The 21,386-nt window shown below is 43.3% G+C and carries 19 protein-coding genes; 10 read left to right on the forward strand and 9 right to left on the reverse strand.

Translation table 11 applies throughout. The annotated features are described in order from the left end of the window. Positions 1-25: 25 nt before the first annotated feature. The 3 genes from HC246_RS06705 to HC246_RS06715 all read left to right on the forward strand — a co-directional run bounded on the left by HC246_RS06705 (position 26) and on the right by HC246_RS06715 (position 1,042). Positions 26-364: a hypothetical protein gene (locus HC246_RS06705; protein ID WP_169362709.1), complete on the forward strand. Its 339-nt coding sequence runs from the start codon at positions 26-28 to the stop codon at positions 362-364. A gap of 150 nt (positions 365-514) precedes the next feature. Continuing rightward, a complete protein-coding gene (locus HC246_RS06710) occupies positions 515-688 on the forward strand; it encodes a hypothetical protein (RefSeq protein ID WP_169362710.1) in 174 nt (57 codons plus the stop codon). 72 nt (positions 689-760) lie between these two features. After that, the gene (locus tag HC246_RS06715) at positions 761-1,042 is read left to right on the forward strand and encodes a YciI family protein (protein ID WP_169362711.1); all 282 of its coding nucleotides are present in this window, start codon (positions 761-763) and stop codon (positions 1,040-1,042) included. A 122-nt stretch (positions 1,043-1,164) separates the two neighbouring features. Here HC246_RS06715 and HC246_RS06720 read toward each other — a convergent pair whose 3' ends face one another. After that, entirely contained in the window at positions 1,165-2,223 is a 1,059-nt protein-coding gene (locus HC246_RS06720) for an AI-2E family transporter (RefSeq protein ID WP_169362712.1), read from the reverse strand. A gap of 258 nt (positions 2,224-2,481) precedes the next feature. Between HC246_RS06720 and HC246_RS06725 the strand changes: the two genes are divergently transcribed. The 3 genes from HC246_RS06725 to HC246_RS06735 all read left to right on the forward strand — a co-directional run bounded on the left by HC246_RS06725 (position 2,482) and on the right by HC246_RS06735 (position 5,815). Then, a complete protein-coding gene (locus HC246_RS06725; RefSeq protein WP_169362713.1) occupies positions 2,482-3,261 on the forward strand; it encodes an ABC transporter permease in 780 nt (259 codons plus the stop codon). Between the two features lie 90 nt (positions 3,262-3,351). Then, entirely contained in the window at positions 3,352-4,299 is a 948-nt protein-coding gene (gene pip, locus HC246_RS06730) for a prolyl aminopeptidase (RefSeq protein WP_169362714.1), read from the forward strand. Between the two features lie 202 nt (positions 4,300-4,501). Further along, positions 4,502-5,815: a glycosyltransferase family 4 protein gene (locus HC246_RS06735; protein ID WP_169362715.1), complete on the forward strand. Its 1,314-nt coding sequence runs from the start codon at positions 4,502-4,504 to the stop codon at positions 5,813-5,815. Between the two features lie 195 nt (positions 5,816-6,010). Here the strand turns inward: HC246_RS06735 and HC246_RS06740 are convergent, their stop codons facing one another. After that, entirely contained in the window at positions 6,011-6,439 is a 429-nt protein-coding gene (locus tag HC246_RS06740; RefSeq protein WP_169362716.1) for a YraN family protein, read from the reverse strand. A 319-nt stretch (positions 6,440-6,758) separates the two neighbouring features. Between HC246_RS06740 and HC246_RS06745 the strand changes: the two genes are divergently transcribed. The 3 genes from HC246_RS06745 (at position 6,759) to devC (ending at position 12,019) form a co-directional block, all read left to right on the forward strand. Further along, on the forward strand, positions 6,759-7,262 hold the full coding sequence (locus tag HC246_RS06745) for a pentapeptide repeat-containing protein (protein ID WP_169362717.1): 504 nt from the start codon (positions 6,759-6,761) through the stop codon (positions 7,260-7,262). Positions 7,263-7,612: 350 nt separating this feature from the next. After that, entirely contained in the window at positions 7,613-10,780 is a 3,168-nt protein-coding gene (locus tag HC246_RS06750; protein ID WP_169362718.1) for a SpoIIE family protein phosphatase, read from the forward strand. A gap of 69 nt (positions 10,781-10,849) precedes the next feature. Next, the gene (devC, locus tag HC246_RS06755; RefSeq protein WP_169362719.1) at positions 10,850-12,019 is read left to right on the forward strand and encodes an ABC transporter permease DevC; all 1,170 of its coding nucleotides are present in this window, start codon (positions 10,850-10,852) and stop codon (positions 12,017-12,019) included. Between the two features lie 49 nt (positions 12,020-12,068). On the opposite strand, the gene tuf is transcribed toward devC, so the two are convergent. The 5 genes from tuf to tpiA all read right to left on the reverse strand — a co-directional run bounded on the left by tuf (position 12,069) and on the right by tpiA (position 17,467). Beyond that, positions 12,069-13,301: an elongation factor Tu gene (gene tuf / locus HC246_RS06760; protein WP_169362720.1), complete on the reverse strand. Its 1,233-nt coding sequence runs from the start codon at positions 13,299-13,301 to the stop codon at positions 12,069-12,071. Between the two features lie 106 nt (positions 13,302-13,407). Further along, positions 13,408-15,486 carry an elongation factor G gene (gene fusA / locus HC246_RS06765; protein WP_169362721.1) on the reverse strand — a complete coding sequence of 693 codons (2,079 nt, stop codon included), beginning with the start codon at positions 15,484-15,486 and terminating at the stop codon, positions 13,408-13,410. 79 nt (positions 15,487-15,565) lie between these two features. Beyond that, the gene (gene rpsG / locus HC246_RS06770) at positions 15,566-16,036 is read right to left on the reverse strand and encodes a 30S ribosomal protein S7 (protein ID WP_126384378.1); all 471 of its coding nucleotides are present in this window, start codon (positions 16,034-16,036) and stop codon (positions 15,566-15,568) included. Positions 16,037-16,105: 69 nt separating this feature from the next. After that, complete coding sequence (rpsL, locus tag HC246_RS06775) at positions 16,106-16,519, reverse strand: 30S ribosomal protein S12 (protein ID WP_126384375.1); 414 nt, start codon at positions 16,517-16,519, stop codon at positions 16,106-16,108. 198 nt (positions 16,520-16,717) lie between these two features. After that, entirely contained in the window at positions 16,718-17,467 is a 750-nt protein-coding gene (tpiA, locus tag HC246_RS06780) for a triose-phosphate isomerase (RefSeq protein ID WP_169362722.1), read from the reverse strand. A 1,313-nt stretch (positions 17,468-18,780) separates the two neighbouring features. Between tpiA and HC246_RS06785 the strand changes: the two genes are divergently transcribed. Then, positions 18,781-19,980: a GNAT family N-acetyltransferase gene (locus tag HC246_RS06785; RefSeq protein WP_169362723.1), complete on the forward strand. Its 1,200-nt coding sequence runs from the start codon at positions 18,781-18,783 to the stop codon at positions 19,978-19,980. A gap of 42 nt (positions 19,981-20,022) precedes the next feature. On the opposite strand, the gene HC246_RS06790 is transcribed toward HC246_RS06785, so the two are convergent. After that, on the reverse strand, positions 20,023-20,367 hold the full coding sequence (locus tag HC246_RS06790) for a XisI protein (RefSeq protein WP_169362724.1): 345 nt from the start codon (positions 20,365-20,367) through the stop codon (positions 20,023-20,025). Between the two features lie 73 nt (positions 20,368-20,440). After that, the gene (gene rnhA, locus HC246_RS06795; protein WP_169362725.1) at positions 20,441-21,364 is read right to left on the reverse strand and encodes a ribonuclease HI; all 924 of its coding nucleotides are present in this window, start codon (positions 21,362-21,364) and stop codon (positions 20,441-20,443) included. Positions 21,365-21,386: the final 22 nt, after the last annotated feature.

The following is a 21,386-nucleotide window of genomic DNA, read 5'->3' on the forward strand; positions in this document are numbered from 1 at the left end:
CGAGGATGGCATCAATAAACAGGGCGTGCCAACATCCCAGAAACGTCACCGATCGCTCAGAAGTTTTCAGCTATTCCTAGGACTTGGATACACTGAAAAACAATCAGGTGATAAGCGGATTAAAGCTCTAGGAGGTTCCGAGGTCACTAGAGCTAGTCTCTATGCTTGGACACTTACCAGCGTGTTACCAGCCCGTCGCGAAACATCATGGCTAGGTAAAAAACTAAATGAGGTTCGCGGGGATGGTTGGACACTCAAGGGTTTAAAAGAATCTAAGATCTCTGGAAAGCAGAAAATCATCAGAATCCTGTTCAAAGTAGTTAGAATGCTTTTCTATGAGCTTTGCAAAGAATTGACTTCGTAATTTAAAGCGATCGCCAAAACTGCGATCGCTTTTTTCATGGTTGGAAAATTATCCTAGAATGAAGAATTATTGAGAACCCTCAACGGATTTTGTTGACTGCTGTAGGCTAACCATTATTAAAAAAAATTTCAACGGTCGGTATTTTATAAAATGTACAATAAATCAACTAAAGATCCTGTAGTTGCCGCAGTTACAGCAGGTTTGGGTGCAGGCGCAGTTGCTTGCTTTAGTGTGAGTCAAGGTCAAAATGTTTTTGTAGCGATCGGGGTAACAGCTTTCGCCACAGCCGTCGCTTTGATCATCGATCGCTTGTTTTTCAACTAAAATTAAATAATCAAAAAGACTGCTGAGCAGTCTTTTTGATTATTTAATTTATTTTTTGGGATTTTTAGGAAATTGAGTACCGAATTAAAGAAATTTGTCGTGTGGGGCAGCTATTGCGAAAATGTCCTCGAAAAACGCGCTCCCTTTCGCCAAGCACATCTGGATAATCTGAAAGCTCTGTACGAATCAGGGAAGTTATTAACCATTGGACCAACTCAAGATGTCACTAAAGTATTTGCCGTATATGCGGCTCCTGACTTAGATTCCGCAAAGCAACTCGTAGAAGCCGATCCCTATTGGCAAAATGGGATTTGGACAGACTATGAAGTTCATGAATGGCTTCAGGTTTACTAATACAGCGCTTTGCGCTCAAACCCGAACCAAGAAACTTTTTAAAAGCGTTGCAAGGCAACGCTTTTAAAAAGTTTCTTTTGGTTGTTTTGGAAAACTGCTGTAAAAGGGCGCAAAGCGCCCTTTTATTCTTCCGCATCAGTTGTAGCAGGACTAGCAAAGTGATTGAAGAGTATTCTGCCCGTACCTGCGATCGGTGGAGCGATGATTGCGCCGACTACTCCAAATAGCTCTGCACCAACAATGATGGAAAGTAGAAGTTCAAAGGGATCGAGGTTGAGATAAGGCGCGACGAGCCAAGGTTGCAGAATAAAAGCTTCAATCTGTTGCAGACTAAAGCAGATAAAAAGAGCGATCGCCCCTCGATTAAAATCTACACCCCATGCGGCAATAAACATCGCACCTAGGGCAACTAAGCCGCCAATATAGGGTACAAGGTTGGAGATCGCCACTAATAACCCTAATGCTCCTGAATAGGGAATGCCAAATAGAGAAAGGGTTAAGTAAGTACAGAATCCTAGCAAAGTCGAAGTACCGATGCGACCGACCACATAGGCTCCGAGACATCGGGTAATAGGAGGAATCAGAAATTCGATTTCATGGCGAACTCTCTTAGAAAAAGGACTTAAACATCGCCGCATTAAACTACTGGAATTGATCACCATATAGGCAGTAATCAAGAGACTTAAAATGCCCACACCGATCGCATTAAAAATTTGGAGAGTAAATCCAAAGGTCTGGCTCACAATTTCCTTACCAAAATTTTGAGCTTGATCGATGAGTGGTTGAGTTTGGAGAATGCGATTGAGTTGTTCTTGGCTGAGATTGAATAGGCCGCCTTTGGGAAGTTGGATTTGCTCTAGTAGATTGGGAAGCTTAATAAAAAATTGACCGAGTTCTAAAATGATCTGTGGTGCGGGGGCGATCGCTAAGACCACGACGATTAATAAAACTAGATAAAGTAATACAACTGCCCAGACCCGATTTAGACCAATGCGCCAGTTGTGGACATTGATCCGAATGCTGGTGATCTTTTCAATAATGGGGGAAATTGCGCCAGCTAAAAATAAGCTGGTCAGTAATAATTGCAAAGTCTGACGCAGGCGAAAGGCAAGATAAATCGCGATCGCTGCAATTAAAAAGCGTTTGAGGTATTTGCTAAAGATAGTTTTGCCATCTAACACAATTATGCTTTTATCTTAGGATTTTGATCTTTGTCTGATTTACATTACTTGGTCGTCAGGTAAATCACAATATTTTTATTAAAAATTTTGTTTTGCAATATTTTTAATAAAAACATAAAACCCCAAAAGCGGTGGCGCACGCGCAGCGTGCGCCACCGCTTTTGGGGTTTTATTAGGTAAAATACACCCCGTTATGACTGGAAAGCTGATCCTACTTTTACAATTACTATACAAGTAATCAATCACTGCAAAGCTCACATGAACTATGGGTATGAAGCGATCGCGATCGGGCGACGTATTTTATTAGAACTATTTCGGACATACCGCACCTTGCTCCTGTGGGTAATCTTCCCCATTTCGATGCTCTTGCTCAATGGCTTTGTCTTGGCGGAAGGCTCAAAAATTACAACTGCCGAATCTTTCAAACTGGCGGCTCCTGCCTCATTAATTGGCTCAGCCCTATTTTTTAGCTGTCTCGGCGGCACGATGTCTACCATTGTTGCTGAGCGGGAAAGTCTGACCATTAAACGTTTATTAATTTCTCCAATTAACGGGATTTCCTATTTCTTAGGTATTTTCTTTGCCTATGCAGCGATCGGTGTGGGGCAAACCCTGATTATCTATACCGTAGCTGCCTTTTGGGAAGTGCGCTTTAGCGGCTCGATCGCTGTGGGAGCCTTGGTGATTTTGGCGAGCATTGGTTCCTACGTGGGGATGGGATTTGTCCTTGCGACCAAATTTGCGCGTAAGGTCGAGGATGTGAATTCGCTCGTGGCAGGTTTTGGCGTACCACTATTGATGTTAGGGGGTGCATTTTTTCCTACCACCTTTTTATCGAAGGATTTACTGTTAATCACCCAATTCAATCCTGTCTATCACATGAGCGAAGCTTTTACCGCCCTCTCAACCGATAGCAAATCTTTAACCAGTACAGACATGCTGATCCACTTGCGATTTTTAGCAGGATTTTTTATTGTGGCGATCGCTTCAGGTTGGCTTGCCTATAAACGGATGTTACGAAAAGAAAGTCATTTATAGGAAAGAAAGGGTCGCTTTGCGACCCTTTCTCATTTTTGGCGCTATATTTAGCATTTCCATAATTTACCGAGCTATAAATTCTTGTTTTCTATGCGCGAACTATATCCAGCGATCGAGCCATATCACCAAGGATTCCTCCAAGTCTCAGATTTACACACAATTTATTTTGAAGAGTCAGGCAATCCTCAAGGTAAACCCGTTGTAATTTTGCATGGCGGTCCCGGAGGTGGTAGTCAACCGATATATCGACAGTATTTTGATGCTAATCGATGGCGAATTGTCCAATTTGATCAACGTGGCTGTGGTCAAAGTACACCCCATGCTGAACTTCGTGAAAACACCACATGGCATTTGGTGGAGGATATTGAAACTTTGAGGAAATATCTGAACATCGATCGCTGGACTGTGTCAGGAGGCAGTTGGGGCAGTACCCTTGCGCTCTCCTATAGCCAAACCTATCCCGAATATTGCAAGGCTCTAATTTTGCGGGGCATCTTTCTGCTGCGAAAAAAAGAACTGGATTGGTTTTATCAAGAGGGGGCAAGTTACTTTTTCCCAGATGCTTGGGAAGAATACCTGCAACCGATCCCTATCGATGAACGTGATGACATGATCTCCGCTTACTATCGTCGTCTTACCAGTGATGACCAACAAGTGCGATCGCAAGCTGCCCGTGCTTGGTCAATTTGGGAGGCAAGTACTAGTAAGTTAATTCCTGACGCATCATTAATTGAGCGTTTTGGAACTGAGGATTTCGCCGATGCCTTTGCCCGTCTTGAGTGCCATTACTTTATGAATAAAGGCTTCTTCACATCTGAACATCAACTACTGCAAAACATCGATCGCATTCGCCATATTCCAACGGTGATTGTCCAAGGTCGTTATGACATGGTTTGCCCCATGTTTATAGCTTGGGAATTACATCAAGCTTTCGCCGAAGCCGAATTTGTGATTGTCCCCGATGCTGGGCACTCCATGACTGAAGCGGGCATCAGGAGCGCGTTGATCGAGGCAGGCGATCGTATGTCAGGTGACTAATTCAGACAAAATCACACTAAATAACGCCACTAAATCAAATTTACGTTATAGTTACGCAGACATTTATGTAATGCTATCCAACCTGTAAGTGTAGGTTTGGGGATCAAAGGCTATCTCCATAGCTGCGGTGAGCCATTCGACAGAACCTGATACGTAGCTAGTTGTAACAGGTGAGGGCTAAGAATAACTGATGAGTAAAATAATGGCAGGTAAAAACCACGTAAAAACTAGCATTAGTATCATTACTCAGTTTTATCCACCTGACTATGCAGCGACTGGACAATTTATCTATGATCTAGCTGGTGCGCTAGCGCAAGAGGGTTTTGATGTGAGTGTATTTACTGGTATGCCAGGATATGCATTTCGGCAAACCAATGTAGAACATCAAGAACTAAGTAATGGTGTTTTTGTGCGGCGTACTGGTTCAGTACACATTATGTCTAAGCGGATTCGCAATAAACTCATCAGTAGTCTCTTGTTTCTGCTGCGATGCATAATTAAATTTCGGCGTAAAAGTATTCGTGGCTCTCATTTAGTACTTACTTCTGCACCACCCTTTCTCGGTTTAATTGGTTGGTTTTATAACAAGATTTTTGGGCATACCTATAGCTGCATTATTTATGACATTTATCCTGAAGTGGCAGTGCGCCTGAGAGTTGTTGCTCCAAATCATTGGATCGTCAAATTTTGGGAATTTGTAAATCGTAAGGTTTGGGACAGAGCCGAATCATTGATTGTCCTAAGTGAGCCAATGAAGCAGCTATTAGTGCAAAAAAACAAACATCTGGCGGACAAAATTCATGTGATTCATAGCTGGGCAGATCCGCAATTTATCAATCCGATCGCTAAGTTAGACAATTGGTTTTCCAATCAATATGGACTAACCGATAGTTTTGTCGTGCTGTATTCAGGTAACTTAGGTCGTTGTCATGATAGTCGGACAATTATCAAATGTATGCAATTGCTGAGCCATCGTGCTGATATTAAGTTTGTCTTTATCGGTAATGGGGTTGGCTCACAGATGATTGCCAAGGCGATCGCCTCAGGAGAATTGCCAAATGTGCTGCAATTGCCTTATCAAGATCGAGAAGTTTTACCCTTTTCCTTAACCGCCTGTGATCTCTCTTTAGTCAGCATTTTGCCGAATGTCGGTGACACGATCGCCCCATCGAAAATATATGGCATCTTAGCAGCAGGGCGACCTGTGGCGGTAATCTGTCCTCAGGATAATTATTTACGCGAAATGGTTAGTCAAGGAGATTGTGGCAGTTGCTTTGATAATGGTGATGCACAGGGCTTAGCCGATTACATTCGTTTGCTTGCCGCCGATCCTCTTAGACAAATAAAACTTGGCAAGAATGCCCGTAAATTACTGGAAATGCATTACACCATTGACCAAGCGATCCCTAAATATATTGAGGCTTTGGGGTTAAAAGAGCAAAGTCGGTCATACCTTGAGCAAATTCATCAACTACACCAAAGCCAACCGAGTTTTTGTAAACACGAATATTTCTAGAAAGGATAGGGGGCGCTTCCCCCTATCCTTTGGCATTCATATACTTGGTACTCTTTGCCCTCACCCACTTCGACAGGCTCAGTGCATCGCCTAGCCCCTCTCCCGCAGGAGAAAGGGAACAAGAAAAAGCTCTTACTCCCCTTCTCCTGCGGGAGAAGGGGTTGGGGGATGAGGGGTGCTTAACGCCTATCCTTTTTAGAAGGTATCAGCAAGAAAGGCTTCCTCAATATAGGCTTGTAAAGAAAAGACTGATGTAATTTGCGTTGCTTCAGTCTCATGGACAGTTGCTCTTAGTTGGTGACGATCGCTATTTTGCCGACGTACCAGTGCCACATCAAAGCGACAATTCAGGTTTGCAAGCTCTGGGTACTGACTTAAAAATAGAGATGCAGCCTTAATTAGTTTGGCTTGTTTTTGGGGCGTAATTGCCAGACTGCCATCGCTATCCCAGTTGCGATCGCTTCTAGTCTTAACCTCCACAAAAAGTAACCATTGATGATCCTTGGCGATGACATCCAACTCTCCCCACCGACAGCGCCATTGCGTCTCCAAAATTTGCCAACCATTGCTCCGCAAGAGTTGCGCCACTAAGATCTCGCCGCGATCACCTACTTGCTTAGTCATGCTGCCTTCTCTGCATATCCCTAGTCTATAAAATTGAGAACACCTCACTTTGGCGCAGTCCCGATTCGGTATTACAGCAATTTCCGATCAAACGAACCACAAGAAAAATTTTGAAAGCCTTGCTTCGCAAGGCTTTCAAAATTTTTCTTGGTTTGGTTTTGAGCGCAAAGCGCTGTAAGTATATGGGCGCAATTAAATATAAAATCCCAAAACCTGTGGCGCACGCGCAGAGTGCGCCACAGGTTTTAGCTCTGGTTTTTAATTATGCCCAGCTACTTACCCGCTTGTGATAGTCTCAATAACATACGGAAATAAGATTATGAAAATCGCAGCTCGGATCTTACGCAATTTTATCTTTAAAGCCATCAATATATTACTGTGCTTGGCTCTGATCGTGGTTGGTGCAAATCCTGCTAGTGCTGATGTATATGTCAAAGCCTTTTTGGAAGGAGCCGATTTTTCAGGGCGATCGCTCCAAGGTTATCAGTTTAATGAATCAGATCTCAGGGATTCTTCATTTGTGAATGCTGATGCCCAAGGAGTAAGCTTTTTTGCCGCCAATATGAAAGAGTCGAACTTGACAGGTGCAAATCTCAGCAATAGCACTCTTGATAATGCTCGTCTTGACAAGGCAAACTTGACCAATGTTGTACTGGAAGGTGCTTTTGCCTATGGTACTTCCTTTAATAATGTAATTATTGATGGAGCTGACTTTACCGATGTGGATTTACGCCCCCCAGTACGCAAGAAGCTTTGTCAATTGGCAAAAGGACAAAATCCAAAGACCAAAAGACTAACCCGTGAAACCCTTGAATGTGAATAGACGTAGATAGATTTATATATCTATTTGGGAAAAATAATGCCTGATAGTCTCCTGTCTACTCTATGCATAGAAAGTTCATTAAATTAATAGATTTTAACTATTTGAGGGTTATTGAAAGTTATTTGTACTCTTTATAACCTTCAGAAGTTTCTGATGGTGAATTAGCCAGTAAGCAAAATCACAATTAAGATTTTACTTGTATTAATTTATTCGGTTTTAGAGGTTATGATGCTCTGTGTGCATAGCATCACGATTTGGCAAATAGCCTTTAATGAACGGTTAGACTATTCAAAATACTTAAGGTTATTGTTGCTAGTATTTGTTCTCAGGATCGCTCTGCCTATCAGTATATGCAGTTAAATGAAACTCCCAATGATCTATCAAGTGGCAGACTGCTCCAAAGAAGCTTGCTGCCACAGAGTCTGCCTTCTTACCCTGGGCTAGATATTGCTGCGGAGGTTTGGACAGCCGTAGATCTTGGTGGGGACTATTATCAGTTTTTAGAACAATCAGGAATATTAGCAGTAGCGATCGCCGACTCTTCAGGTAAGTCGGTCGCAGGAGCGATTCATGCTGCTTTATTTAAGGGACAGCTTGATGCTTATGCCCAGCAGGGGCGATTACAAAATCCTTCATCAGTACTGAATTCGTTAAATCAATTACTCTGTAAAAGTGGTACTGATGACGCAGTAGCGCTATGTTATGGAGCGCTGGATTTTATTACCTATGAACTGCATTTAGGGAATGCAGGTATTCCTGGACCACTAATTTATCGCGCAAAAACTAACACTTGCGAAGAAGTCGTTAATCCTGCGATCGCTCTTGGTCGTTTTGATAGTGCTTCCTATCGCTCCACATCACGCGCCCTGAACGAAGGAGATATCGTTATCTTTTTTAGTGATGGTCTATTTGAAGCGGCTAATGCTCAAGGTCAGGAATTTGGCAGATCTCAGGGAGAAAATATTTCGCCACTACGTCAGACCGTAATTAACTTATCGCAACAATCAGCGAGCGAGATCTTGCATGGTTTAAAGCAAGCCCTTGATGTCTTTTCAGGATTAGATATCCCTGAAGATGATGTATCTATAGTTGTGATCAAACTCAAGCAGAAAGTACATTTCTCAGAAATGCGGAATTGCCCATACCTTGAGGCTTTACAGGCGTGGGAGCGCTCCGAAGAAACCGATGAGTCTGCTTTATTAAGGGGGACTCGTCTGGCTGAGGCGATCGCTTGGGCAGATGGGCAGCCAGATCTCTCAAAAATTGATCGTAATTTTCTAGAAGCATCGCAAAGAATCAATGAGCGCGAACAGTTAATGGCGGCACGGGCTGCCGATGCCGATCGCCTTGAAAAGCTAAGTCAAGAACTCGAAAAAAGCCTAGATGCTGAGCGTCGTCAACGTGTAATTGCGGAGATGGGCGAAATCAATGAAAAAATCGTAGCGCTCACAATTTCTTCGGAAGCTCTCTATCTGTCTAACAATCATATTGAGGCGATGATTGCAGGCGTAATTGGTGGGGTACAGCTCAAGCGCCTCACCACCCAAGTTGATGAAAGTGCGCTCGAAAATCTGCGGGCAAATACTCAAATTCGCGCCATTACGGCTCTAGAGCAAGTTGTCTATGGGACCCATGAATATAATCGCCTCGAAGGACATGGATTCTGGGTTAACAAGGTTTGCTATTCCCGTGATGGTCAGTTTATTGGTTCAGCCAGTAGCGATCGCACCATTAAGATCTGGAATGTTGCAGGCGTATTATTACAAACCTTAGTGGGGCATACTAACTGGGTCACGAGTGTGGCTTTTAGTCCCGATGGCAACTTACTAGTGTCAGGTAGCCGTGACAATATGGTTAAGCTGTGGCAACGCAATCCTCAGACAGGTGAATTTGACCCACAGCCGATCGCAACTATGAAAGGACATGAAGGACCTGTGCTAGATGTCTGTTTCAGCCATGACGGCGAGATGATTGCTTCGGCTAGCGAAGATACGACCGTCAAGCTCTGGAAAAGTGATGGCACGGCAATTCGGACTTTACGCGGTGGTCACGATCGCTGGGTTACCTGTGTAGCATTTCATCCCAATAGCAAATCCCTCGTATCGGGCAGTGCCGATCGCAACCTGATTATTTGGAATACTATGGGCGTACCAATCAGGCATTTACGCGGGCATGATAGCTTTGTCGAAAGTGTTGCCTATGCGCCCAATGGTCTAGCGATCGTTTCTGGTAGTCGCGATCGCACCGTTAAAATGTGGGGTTCCGATGGCATTTTAATTAAAACGTTTTATGGACATTCCGATAAAGTTTGGAGTGTAGCGTTTAGCAATGACAATCACACCATTGCTTCCAGTGGATTTGATCGCACTATTCGAGTTTGGGATATTGAACAAGGCTTACTCTACACCTTCCAAGGTCATGGTGATGTTGTGCATAGCATTGCCTTTAGTCCTGATGGAAAAACCCTCGCATCTGCTAGTAGGGATACAACGGTAAAACTTTGGGCAATTCGGGGTACGCCTTTACGCACTTTAATGGGACATACGGACGAAGTCTACTCGATCGTCGTTAGTCCCAACTCCAAGTTTCTTGCCTCCGCTTGTAAGGATAAAACAGTCAATCTCTGGAATGCCAATGGCACATTAGAAGCTGTACTAGAAGGACATAACGATAAGGTCAATTGTGTTACTTTCAGTCCCGATAGCACCACTATTCTCACCGCAGGCGCAGATACCTCAATCAAACTTTGGCGGACGGATGGAACCCTGATTGATACGATCAGCGCCCATCGTGCCGAAATCTATAGCGTTGTCTATCGCTGTGATGGTCAGGTTTTTGCCTCCTGTAGTGCAGATGGGACTGTGAGAGTATGGAGTGCTGATGGCAAATGGTTACAAACCCTCACAGGTCACGCCGCAGAAGTCTATAGCATTGCCTTTAGTCCTGACGGTAGTATGCTTGCCTCAGCCAGTAAAGACAAACTGATCAATCTTTGGAGTTGGGATGGCACTCTTCTCAAAACCTTAGACGGACATAGCGCGGAAGTCTATACGGTTTGCTTTAATCCCAATGGCAAGATGATTGCTAGCGGCAGTATGGATCAAAGTGTCAAACTATGGAGCATTGAAGGAGACTTAATTAAAACCCTCAATGGACATAGTGCTGAGGTAACTAGTGTCTGTTTCAGTCCCGATGGTAAGTCGATTGTTTCGGCAAGCGAAGACTCCACAATTCAGTTTTGGAGTGGTGATGGGACTCTATTACGCACCTTTAATGGTCATCAGGGACCTGTGCGAAGTGTATGCTTCAGTCCTAATGGCAAAATTTTAGTATCAACGGGTGAAGATCGCAAAATCATCATGTGGAATCTCGATCTGGAAAACCTATTGATGCGTGGTTGTCAGTGGCTACAAGAATATTTAAGAACGAATATTAACGTTTCCGAAGAGGATAAACGCACCTGTTTAGGTGGCTGTGCTTGGCTCTATAAATATCTCAAATCTACACCGCCATCTTAAAATCAATGTAGATATGTGTGCTGTGCAAAGCACAGCACACATATCTACATTGAAATCACCTTAAAATTCATGTTGGCGATTCCTTTAGCATGGCTGCAACTTACCTATCAAAAGGGGCGTTTAGCGATCGCCATCCTTGGCATCATGTTTGCGGTAATTTTGATTGCTATGCAACTTGGTTTTCAGGAAGCTCTATTTAAAAGCTCTATATTATTGCACCTGAATTTACGGAGCGACCTCATCCTGATTCACCCTAGCTCCAATAACTTGCTCAACCTGAAGCAGTTTTCGCGTCGTCGGCTCTATCAAGCTAATGGATTCGCAGGTGTCAAGTCCGTACACCCTGTATATATTGGCTTAGCACCTTGGAACTCCCCTGAACTTGGAGTCAAAGAAGATATTTTAGCGATCGGCGTTTCCCCACAGGCTAATCCCTTTTTGTTTCCCAATATCAAACCAGACTTCGACAAAACCCAACTGCCTGATGTTGTTTTATTCGATCGCGGTTCGCGAGAAGACTTTTATGGTGCGGTAGCCTCGGAATATGAAATAGCGATCGCCAGAGGTAAAAGTCTTACTAAGGAAGTTGCAAACCGAGCCATTACCATCGGTGGGCTATTTAACATGGGAGTTTCCTTTGCTGCCAATGGTACGCTGATCACCAGTGAACAGAACTTTTTGCGAATCTTTCCCGATCGCCTTGTCGGAAATATTAGCTTAGGGCTAGTGCAATTAGAACAAGGAGCCGATGCGATTGCTATTCGAGATGCCATACGATCGCAATTAGATCAAGACGTAAAAGTATTGACTAAACAGGAATTCATTAACTTAGAGCTAAATTATTGGTCAGAAGCAACCCCCATCGGTTTCATCTTTGGCTTGGGTGTAGCTATGGGTTTTATCGTCGGAGTTGTGATTGTTTACCAAGTCCTATACAAAGATGTTTCTGATCACCTTGCAGAATATGCCACTCTCAAAGCAATGGGCTACAGCAACTTTTATCTGTTTAGTCTCGTGTTACAAGAGTCCTTACTTTTGGCTTTATGTGGCTTTCTGCCAGCTATATCAGTTTGTGCACTCCTCTATCACATTACTCAGAGTGCTACAGGTTTGTTGATGGAGTTAGGTAGCGATCGCATTTTGCAGTTATTTGTACTCACTATTGCCATGTGTGCCATATCAGGAACATTATCCCTTCGCAAAGTCCAAAGGGCTGATCCTGCGGAAATATTTGACTGAAAATAAAAAAGCCTCGCATTGCGAGGCTTTTTTGTTAGAAAATCTAGAACTACTTCAAGATACTGGTAACAACGCCAGATCCAACGGTACGACCGCCTTCACGAATTGCGAAGCGCATTTCTTGTTCAATTGCGATCGGGTTGATCAACTCAACAGTTACCTTGATACGATCTCCAGGCATAACCATTTCCGCATCGCTACCATCATCGGCAGTAAAGCTAACAATGGTTCCAGTTACGTCGGTTGTACGCACATAGAACTGAGGACGATAGCCAGGGAAGAAAGGAGTCTTACGACCGCCTTCTTTTTCGGTCAAAATGTATACTTGACCTTCAAATTGAGTGTGAGGAGTGATGGACTTAGGCTTAGCCAAAACCATACCACGCTCGATATCGCTTTTTTGAATACCACGGAGCAAGAGACCTGCGTTGTCTCCAGCAAGCCCTTCATCCAAGCTCTTCTTAAACATTTCAATACCAGTAACGGTAGTGGAACGAGTATCACCAAGTCCAACGAGTTCAACAACATCGCCAACCTTGACAGTACCACGCTCAATACGACCAGTCGCAACAGTACCACGACCAGTAATAGAGAATACGTCTTCAACAGCCATCAAGAAGGGCTTATCAACTGCACGCTCAGGAGTAGGAATGTAGGAATCAACGGAATCCATCAAAGCCCAAATCTTGTCTACCCAAGGATTTTCCCCACGTTGGGTCTTAGGATTAGCAGTCATTTGCTCAACTGCTTTCAATGCAGAACCACGAGTGATGGGAATATTGTCACCATCAAAGTCATAGGAAGATAGCAATTCACGAACTTCGAGTTCAACGAGTTCAACGAGTTCGTCTTCACCTTCCATTTGGTCTTCTTTGTTCAAGAAAACTACTAGGTTAGGTACACCTACCTGACGAGCTAGCAAAATGTGCTCACGGGTTTGAGGCTCAGGACCATCAGCAGCAGATACGAGCAAAATAGCTCCGTCCATCTGTGCAGCACCAGTGATCATGTTCTTAACATAGTCAGCGTGGCCGGGACAGTCAACGTGTGCATAGTGGCGCTCAGTGGTTTGGTACTCAACGTGAGCAGTGTTAATGGTAATACCACGAGCTTTTTCTTCAGGAGCAGCATCAATTTGGTCGTATGCTTTTGCCGTTGCTTGTCCTGCTGCTGCAAGAGACATAGTGATTGCAGCGGTTAGAGTGGTCTTACCATGGTCAACGTGACCGATAGTACCGATATTAACGTGGGGCTTGGTTCTTTCAAATTTAGCGCGTGCCATTTTTTCCTAATTATCCTTAACTTTGGTAATTGTTACTCTAGTTTATAGAGTATTTTGGGTATTTATTACTCTAGTTTATAGAGTATCTGTAGAGTAATTTACAGGACTACTCTTTGCCCTTGCTTTTCGCAATGATGGCTTCAGCAACGTTTCTAGGTACTTCTTCGTAATGGCTAAATTCCATTGAGAAGCTTGCTCTGCCTTGAGTTGCTGAGCGAAGGTCAGTAGAATAACCAAACATCTCAGACAAGGGAACTCTTGCTTCAACCCGTTTGCCAGATGGAGCGTCTTCCATACCAGCAATGTTGCCACGACGACGGCTGAGGTCTCCGATGACATCACCCATGTAGTCTTCTGGTGTTTCTACTTCAACCTTCATCATTGGTTCAAGTAAAACAGGCTGAGCTTTCATTACAGCTTCCTTGATTGCCATCGAGCCAGCAATTTTGAAAGCCATTTCTGAAGAGTCCACATCATGGAAAGAACCATGGACGAGGGTTGCTCTAACATCAATGAGAGGATAACCTGCCAGAATACCTGATTCACAGGCTTCCTTCATGCCTTGTTCCGAAGGCTTGATGTATTCTTTAGGAATAACACCGCCGACGATTTTCGACACAAACTCAAATCCTGTACCTGGTTCAGCAGGTTCCAAATCGATCACAACGTGACCATATTGCCCCTTACCACCACTCTGACGCATGAACTTGCCTTCAACATTAGAGACAGTCTTGCGAATAGTTTCACGGTAAGCAACCTGAGGTGCGCCAACGTTAGCTTCAACATTGAATTCCCGCTTCATCCGATCAACAAGAATTTCAAGGTGTAGCTCACCCATACCAGAAATAATCGTTTGATTAGTTTCTGAATCTGTCATGACACGGAATGTAGGATCTTCTTCAGATAAAGATTGCAGAGCCTTGGATAATTTTTCCATATCCTGCTTTGTCTTTGGCTCAACTGCAACAGAAATAACAGGCTCAGGAATAAATAGAGTCTCAAGAACAATCGGTGCGGTGTCATCACAAAGAGTGTCACCAGTAAAGGTGTCCTTGAGTCCTAATACAGCACCAAGATCCCCTGCTCTGAGCTCATCAACCTCTTGACGCTCATCAGCTTTCAGTACGATCAGTCGTGAGATTCTTTCCTTCTTGTTTTTGCTGGAGTTGAGCGCATATGATCCCTTCTTCAGGACTCCAGAGTAAACACGCACGAAGGTAAGACGACCATAGGGGTCAGACATGATCTTGAAAGCAAGTGCTGACATTGGGGCGTTATCATTAGATTCACGAATAGCCTCTTCACCATTAGGTAGTAAACCTTGAACAGGTTTAACATCACTAGGCGAAGGTAGATAATCAATGACGGCATCTAGTAAAAGCTGTACGCCTTTATTTTTGAATGCCGAGCCACAGGTCATGGGTACAATTTTGCCGTTCAGAGTTCCCTTACGCAGTCCTGCTCTAACTTCATCTTCAGTGAGTTCCTCACCTTCAAGATATTTTTCCATCAGGACATCGTCAGAATCAGCTACCGATTCTAACAACTGGGCACGCCAATCGTTAACGAGATCAGTCATGTCAGCAGGAATATCTGTTTCTTCGATATCTTTGCCGATCTCATCTTTATAGATGTAGGCTTTCATTTTGACTAGGTCAATGATGCCTATCAGTTCTGCTTCACTACCAATAGGTAATTGGATAGGAACAGCATTAGAACCGAAGCGAGCCCGAATTTGTTCTCTTACTCGTAAGAAATTTGCCCCCATCCGATCCATCTTATTGACGAATACTAGGCGAGGTACTTTATAACGATCTGCTTGTCTCCATACAGTTTCGGACTGGGGTTGCACACCACCGACGGCACAGAAAACAGCAACTACACCATCAAGTACACGCATAGAACGCTCTACTTCGATGGTGAAGTCTACGTGTCCAGGTGTGTCGATGATATTGATGCGGTGGTCTTTCCAGCTAGTACTAATAGCTGCTGCCGTAATGGTAATACCGCGTTCACGTTCTTGCGCCATCCAATCTGTCGTTGCGGTTCCATCATGAACTTCACCTATTTTGTGAACAACGCCAGAATAAAACAGAATGCGCTCTGTAGTTGTGGTTTTACCAGCGTCAATGTGCGCTGCAATACCTATATTGCGTACCTTATCTAAGGCAATAGAGCGTTCCACAATAGTTTCCTCGTGTTTGTCAGGAATTTAGAATTTATGTTAAGAATAGTATAGCGAGGTAAGCTATGGCTCAAGAAAGTTAGTAGCGGTAATGGGCGAAAGCTTTGTTTGCTTCTGCCATTTTGTGAGTTTCTTCACGTTTACGGATGGTTTGACCAGTTTCGTTTGCAGCATCCATCAGTTCGTTTGCTAACTTAGTGACCATACTGCGTCCAGCACGAGCACGAGAATATTGAACTAACCAACGAAGAGCTAGAGCAACACCGCGATCGGTACGGACTTCCATTGGTACTTGATAAGTTGCACCACCAACACGGCGAGCCTTTACTTCTACTAGTGGTGTGGCGTTACGAATTGCGCGATCAAACACTTCTAGAGGTGGATTGCCTGTACGCTCGCCGATGGTGTCGAGAGCTTTGTAAACTATGTGGGAAGCCACGGAATGCTTGCCGCGTGACATAACACGACGGATAAGCATACTAATGAGGCGGCTGTTATAAACCGAATCAGGGGGAGTTATGCGCTTTGACGCTTTGGTTCTACGGGACATTACGGTACTAAATTCACCTTATAAAATGAATTGCTAATTTTACTAAATGACTTGCTTAATGCCTGACTTTTACTTTTTCTTCTTGCCAGTGCTTGCGGCTGGGGCTTGACCGGGCTTAGGTCGCTTCGCGCCATACTTGGAGCGTCCTTGCTTGCGATCCTTTACACCTGAAGTATCAAGAGTCCCACGGATAATGTGATAGCGTACACCTGGTAAATCTTTTACACGACCGCCTCTAATCATCACAACGGAGTGTTCTTGGAGGTTATGCCCAATTCCAGGGATGTATGCGGTGACTTCAAATCCAGAAGTCAAGCGTACCCGTGCCACTTTTCTAAGTGCAGAGTTGGGCTTTTTGGGTGTTGTAGTGTAGACGCGCGTACATACTCCCCTGCGTTGAGGACAGCTCTTGAGAGCAGGAGACTTTGTTTTTGTATTTATGGTTTGGCGCTCACTGCGGATGAGCTGTTGGATCGTGGGCATAAGTGATGATTTGGTATATCTGCGGCTGTGTATTCTAATCAACAGCACATAATTATAACAAAGTTGATCTCATAAAGTCAATTTTTATAACTTGATCAAATTTGTTACGGTTATGCAAGCTGTAGCAATCGCTGTATTTATGTTGGGTATATAGACAGCGAGTAAATTTTAAAGACGAAAAGTCAATCTGAATCGAGGTTAACGATAATTGACGATACGGGCGAAGCCTGCTGGGTCAAGACTGGCTCCACCAACTAACACACCATTAATTTCAGGTTGTGCCATAATCTCATCGATATTATCAGACTTAACTGAACCACCGTACTGAATTGTGATATCGCGATTACTTAACTTACTACGAATCAGTCCAATAACACGGTTAGCTTCAGTTGCCTCACAGGTGTCACCTGTACCGATCGCCCAAATTGGTTCGTAAGCGATGATCAAATTATTTTGGTCAACATCAACGAGATCGGCGGCAAGTTGCGAGAAAATCCAAGATTCAGTCTCATTGGCATCCCTTTGTTGTTTGCTTTCACCAACACAGAGGATGGGGGTTAAGCCATGAGCTTGTGCTGATTTAAGGCGTTTGTTCACGGTTTCATCAGTTTCACCAAAAAACTGACGACGTTCGCTATGACCAATGATTACATATTTGATGCCAAGCTCGACTAGCATTGGCGCAGAAATTTCACCTGTAAATGCGCCATTTTCTGCCCAATGGACATTTTGAGCACCAATACTTAAGTTATTTTGACCAAGTGATGGTACAAGGGTCTGAAGGATCGCGAGGTTGGTATAAGGCACGCAAATGAGGATTTGCTGATCAGCGATCGCCGCTTGGGATGCGGTGGCTTTAAGATGTGCGGGAAATTCTGAGAAAAATGCTTTGGCTTCGGACTGGGTTTTATACATTTTCCAGTTGCCAGCAATAACGATTTTAGGCAAGGCTCGTTTACCCCTGAGTTAGGATTATGAAAATAATGAATTGTTGTTTATTTTACCGAAAGATGGATCATTCATAGCAAAGCTGTCGCAATGCAATACGTTTGTTTTCCCCTTAAAAACTCAATGAGTCTAGCAGAAGGCTGCTAGACTCATGTCTTAAAATAATTCAATTAGTTATCTACTAGAGGTTTAACTGGACGTGTTAGGCATTGATTAACTGTACGCTGTAGCCCTTATTTTTAAGCTAAATCAGTTTGTCTCACTTGTTACAATGCTAGGTCAAAACCTACAGATACATCGAACAAAAAACTTAAGAGACCATAATCACAATACAGGCTATCGAAGCTATCAAAACTACACCGATCTTTAGAATAAGCACTGCCCCGTAAAGATCGAGGAATCGCAGGGAGCAACAAAGCGTCAATCCGACTTTGACTTTTAACTCTTTCTATTTGCTTCTCCTCCTTTTTTAATGAAAAGGTTGCTTTCGGAACTCAAGCTGGGTTTGCGTTTGGATTGAGTTGCTCTGTCTCTTGTGCCATGTATATACATTAACTTAGAGGGTGTTACTTGAAGCTATTTGTTTACATAAATTCACAAGTTTCTTGCCTGTATAAATACCTAATAAAAACACCTATAAAATGCCCAATTCATTGAGTATAAACACTTGTTTTATTGTGCATAATTTGTTCCAAAAACTCAATGAGTCTAGCAGAAGGCTGCTAGACTCATGTTTCAATATAATTCAATTAGTTGTCGTACTAGGAGTTTGCTAATGCGTGTTAGGTATTGATTAACTGTGCGCTGTAGCCCTTATTTCTTTTAACTACATAAGTTTGTCTCATTTACTCGTAGTACTAGGTTAAAACCTAAACAAATACTAGAAAAATTTAAGAGACCCTAATCACAATGTAGGCTATCGAAGCTATCAAAACTACACCGATCTTTGGAATAAGCACTGCCCCGTAAAGATCGAAGAATCGTGGGGAGCAATAAAGCGTCAATCCGATTTGACTTTTAACTCTTTCTTTTGCTTCCTCCTCCTATTGAAAGCTTAATTTCAATATGTAAGCTGGAACTGCGTTTGGATTGAGTTGCTTTATCTCTTGTGCTATGTATACACATTAACTCAAGTGGTATTGCAAGACACCTTTTGTTTACATAAATTCATACGTTTCTCAAGTCTCAAAAAATTAGAAGGTAGAAGAATTGTGGAGATGTATTTCTAGCTTTTTGGTGCTGTTGTTTGCTGTTGGCATTTGTTAAGCTATGTATACTGAATAACTTACCTAAACATCGCCAAGACTTTTACTATGCTGCAACAGGCTTTCCGTTATACGACGACTTGGGTAGATACAGTTAACAAGGTCAAGGCTGAAGTATGGAATATTCTTGCGAAACCTTTGGCAACTCCTTTTTTTGAATGGGAATGGCTCTCGAATTTAGAAGCTTCAGGCTGTGCGATCGCGCAGCAGGGATGGCTACCGAGTCATTTATTGGTGTGGCAAGGGGATGTATTGGTGGCGGCTGCGCCTTTGTATATGAAGGGACATAGCCAAGGGGAGTTTGTCTTTGACCATCAGTGGGCGGATTTGTCCTATCGGTTAGGAATTGAGTATTATCCCAAATTATTAGGGATGGCTCCCTTTACGCCTGCGGTGGGCTATCGCTTTTTGGTACATCCTGATTTGAGCGATCGCCCTGATGAGTTATCTAAAATCTATGACTTGATGTTGGCGGAGATTGACAAACTTTGCGATCGCTACCAGATGTCGGGTTGTAACTTTCTTTATGTTGATCCTAGTTGGAAGCATGAGTTGGAGTCGCGAGGGTTTACGACTTGGATGCACCATAGTTATGTTTGGGAAAATCAAGAGTTTAAGGATTTTGATGATTACCTCAAAAATTTCAATGCGAATCAACGCCGCAATATTAAGCGCGAGCGCAAGTCGGTAGAAAGTACGGGGATCAAGATGCGGGTATATACAGGTGAAGAGATTCCCCATTATTTCTATGGCTATATGTATGAGCTATATAACGATCATTGCAATAAATTCTGGGGTGGCAGTAAATATTTAAATCGCAAGTTTTTTGAACATTTAGCCCATAGTTTCCGAGATCGCCTTGTGTTTGTGGCTGGTGAAATCGAAGATTATCCGCAACCTGTGGGGATGTCTTTTTGTATTCGCAAGGACGATCAGCTTTTTGGGCGCTATTGGGGATGTGTTCAGGAAATTGATTGTTTACATTTTAATGCTTGTTATTACAAGCCGATTGAATGGGCAATTTCTCAAGGGATTAAACGCTTTGACCCGGGGGCAGGTGGACAACATAAAAAACGGCGTGGGTTTCCTGCCACACCAAATTACAGTTTGCATCGCTTTTATCGCGATCGGCTCAAGCAAATTCTGGTTCCCTACATCAATGAGGTCAATGCTTACGAAGCTAAACAAATTCAAGCGATTAACAACGAACTACCGTTTGATTTTGCGCCACCTGATCTTCATGTTTAACAAAAGAGCCTCGCATAGCGAGGCTCTTTTGTTAAACGGCATTTAGGCGATCGCATATCCCGTATATTGTCTTAGATAAGCAGGTTGTAAGCCAATCACGATATCTTCTTTGGGTACTCCTTGAGCAACTAAAGCTTCAGCAATATCTATTTCTGTATTATTGGCTTGAATCCAGATTTTTCCTGACTTAATGTCCAGATGCATCGAGCAGCCATAGATGCGTTTTTCTTGATCCCAACCAATTGCTAATACTTGATAACGATCCTGCTCATTATCAAATAGAGTTTGCATTTCAATTTCGCCATGCGAGGGTTTATGAGATGCGTGTTGGCTAAGAATTCGTTTGATAATGGTGCGGTAGTTGTGGATTTTCTCTAGATTTTCCATGTGACGATCACCTCATTATTTACGTCATAAACAACAATACAAAAGAGACTCGCATAGCGAGTCTCTTTTTGTTTTAGGCATACTTGGCGGTGTAGCTGCGGGCGATCGCATCGCATCGCTCGTTATCAGGATCACCAGAATGACCTTCTACCCAATGCCATCGGATATTAGAAGTATTGAGGGGATCGAGTTGTTGCCAGTATTCTTGATTTTTGACAGGCTTATTATCTTTGGTTTTCCAGCCATTCTTTTTCCAGCCTTTAATCCATTTGGTAATGCCATCTAGGACATATTTGCTATCAGTGTAGAGATCGACAGGTGTGGATTGCTTGTGAGTAGCGAGAAACTCTAGCGCCGCGATCGCACCCTGTAACTCCATCTGATTATTAGTGGTTTCACGCAGACCACCACCAAGCTCTTTAGTACTACCATCAGCAAAATGCACAACTACGCCCCAGCCCCCAGGTCCAGGATTTTTAGAGCAGGCTCCATCGGTATGAATACTGATAATTTTGGATGGAGATGAATCATCTGGAGATTGGGGATTGGGGATTGGTAAAGTTTTGAGAGAGGGTTTAGGGGTTACATCTTGGGCTTTTGATGTCGTGATGGATTCCGTGGGATTTATGGATGCAAGTTGATCACGCGATCGCGTGATTTCAACAGCTACAGAACCGAGAAAATCAGGGATTGGGGGATGTTTGATAATCTTGATCTCAGCTTGAGAGATTTTGGGATCTTCGAGGAGGCTATCGGCGATCGCGCCAGCGAGTCGCTCAATCAACTTGAATTTCTTGGTTTGAATCAGATTTTCAATTTTGCGAATGCAAGAAATATAGTTGACAGTATCTTCAAGTTCATCGCTATAGGTAGACTTCTCAAAATCAACCCATAGAGTCGCATCAACCTCAAACCATTGCCCTAATACATTTTCTTCTGGCAGATACCCTATGTACCCGTATGCTTTTACGCCTTTTAAATAAATTTTGCTCGTCATGTATGTCAAATGTGGTGATTGA

Source organism: Pseudanabaena yagii GIHE-NHR1 (genome assembly GCF_012863495.1).
GTDB lineage: Bacteria > Cyanobacteriota > Cyanobacteriia > Pseudanabaenales > Pseudanabaenaceae > Pseudanabaena > Pseudanabaena yagii.